The sequence below is a fragment of the Sphingomonas echinoides ATCC 14820 genome (assembly GCF_000241465.1).
Lineage (GTDB): Bacteria > Pseudomonadota > Alphaproteobacteria > Sphingomonadales > Sphingomonadaceae > Sphingomonas > Sphingomonas echinoides.
On record NZ_JH584237.1, the window covers coordinates 1 to 2,500 of the forward strand.

The window sequence follows — 2,500 nt, forward strand, 5'->3', positions numbered from 1 at the left end:
CGGCTGCCGGCGAACTATGAAGCCGTTTATAGCCGGGCGGTCGCCGAGCTCGAGACACATTTGTCTTCAAGCGATGGCGCGGTCGCTCGGCAAGCGATCCGACCAATCATCGAGAAGATCGTTGTGCAGCCCGGCAGCGCGCGCGGCGGGAAGCGTCGCCCGATCCAACTGCACGGCGACCTGTACCGAATGCTGCAATTTGCGGAGAGTGCTTGTGCCCCAAACGCACAAAAGCCCCGTCCGGTGAGGGACGGGGCTTTTGTGATACCGTTGGTTGCGGGGACAGGATTTGAACCTGTGACCTTCAGGTTATGAGCCTGACGAGCTACCGGGCTGCTCCACCCCGCGCCAGTTCCGCGGGGTCGCGGAACGAAAGGGTAGGTGACATGTGAATGGGTTCTTGTGGATCAGGGGACCGCTACGCTGCTCACCGGCTTCAATGCCTGGCGACGACCTACTCTTCCATCACTTAAGTGATAGTACCATCGGCGCAGTCAGGTTTCACGGCCGAGTTCGGGATGGGATCGGGTGGGGCACTGACGCTATAGCCACCAAGCAATGGAGCCGGTGAACAGCAAAGGGGTTCTATGATCTTAAAATCGATGCACGCTTTACCTGTGTGATGATGTAGTTTTGTTCAATCAGGCGTTGCAATTGATCATCCGCCATCTGCGACACGCTGGTTTTACCCAGGATTGTCATTGATGGTGGGACTCTCAAGCGCGAATAGAGCAATTAGTATCGGTTAGCTCCACGCGTTACCGCGCTTCTACATCCGATCTATCAACGTCATGGTCTCTGACGGCTCTATGAAATCTTATCTCGAGGGAGGCTTCCCGCTTAGATGCTTTCAGCGGTTATCCCGTCCATACATAGCTACCCTGCTGCGCTCTTGGCAGAACGACAGGTACACCAGAGGTATGTTCAACCCGGTCCTCTCGTACTAGGGTCAACTCCTCTCAAATTTCGACGCCCACGGCAGATAGGGACCAAACTGTCTCGCGACGTTCTGAACCCAGCTCACGTACCACTTTAATTGGCGAACAGCCAAACCCTTGGGACCTGCTCCAGCCCCAGGATGTGATGAGCCGACATCGAGGTGCCAAACAACCCCGTCGATATGAGCTCTTGGGGGTTATCAGCCTGTTATCCCCGGCGTACCTTTTATCCGTTGAGCGATGGCCCTTCCACGAGGGACCACCGGATCACTATGACCGACTTTCGTCTCTGCTCGACTTGTCAGTCTCGCAGTCAGGCGGGCTTATGCCATTGCACTCTAACAGACGGTTTCCAACCGTCCTGAGCCCACCATTGCGCGCCTCCGTTACTCTTTAGGAGGCGACCGCCCCAGTCAAACTACCCGCCACAGAGGGTCCCTGATCCAGTTTCATGGATCGAGGTTAGACATCAGAAACAAACAGGGTGGTATTTCACCTATGGCTCCACGTCAGCTGGCGCCAACGCTTCAAAGCCTCCCACCTATGCTACACAGTTTCTTCCTAATGCCACTCTGAAGCTGCAGTAAAGGTGCACGGGGTCTTTCCGTCTAACCGCGGGAACCCCGCATCTTCACGGGGAATTCAATTTCGCTGAGCATGTCCTGGAGACAGTGGGGAAGTCGTTACGCCATTCGTGCAGGTCGGAACTTACCCGACAAGGAATTTCGCTACCTTAGGACCGTTATAGTTACGGCCGCCGTTTACCTGGGCTTCATTTCAGAGCTTGCACCCCTCCACTTAACCTTCAGGCACCGGGCAGGCGTCAGGCCCTATACGTCGTCTTGAAGCCGACTTAGCAGAGCCCTGTGTTTTTGCTAAACAGTCGCTACCCCCTGGCCTGTGCCCCCTCAAAATGCTTGCGCACGATGAGGGCCTCCTTCTTCCGAAGGTACGGAGGCAATTTGCCGAGTTCCTTCAGGACACTTCTCTCAAGCGCCTTGGTATACTCTACCTGACCACCTGTGTCGGTTTCGGGTACGGTCTATACGGTGGGGCTATTTCCTGGAACCTCTTCGAAGCCCTCCCAATCCAATAAGGGAGAACAACACACGAGATCCGTCACACACCACCAGGCCCACGAATATTAACGTGGTTCCCATCGACTACCCCCTTCGGGCTCGTCTTAGGGGCCGGCTCACCCTGCGCGGATTAGCCTTGCGCAGGAACCCTTGGTCTTTCGGCGAAAGGGCATCTCACCCTTTTTATCGCTACTCATGTCTGCATTCGCACTTCCGATACCTCCACGACCCATTACCAGATCGCTTCACAGGCTTACGGAACGCTCCGCTACCGCGTGGCTTACGCCACACCCTAAGCTTCGGTGCATCACTTTAGCCCCGTTACATCTTCGCCGCAGAACCTCTTATTTAGACCAGTGAGCTGTTACGCTTTCTTTAAAGGATGGCTGCTTCTAAGCCAACCTCCTGGTTGTTTTGGAAGTTCCACATGCTTTCCCACTTAGTGATGACTTGGGGACCTTAGCTGTAGGTCAGGGCTGTTTC

Annotated in this window: 1 tRNA gene and 2 rRNA genes (1 of these 3 cut by a window edge); all 3 read right to left on the reverse strand. The window is 55.3% G+C overall.

Annotation, left to right across the window (positions count from 1 at the left end):
* Window positions 1-271 precede the first annotated feature (271 nt).
* Window positions 272-348, reverse strand: a tRNA-Met gene (locus tag ON00_RS19665).
* Between the two features lie 93 nt (window positions 349-441).
* Window positions 442-556 (reverse strand): 5S ribosomal RNA (rrf, locus tag ON00_RS19670).
* 159 nt (window positions 557-715) lie between these two features.
* Window positions 716-2,500 (reverse strand): 23S ribosomal RNA (locus ON00_RS19675); it runs 1,010 nt beyond the window's last position.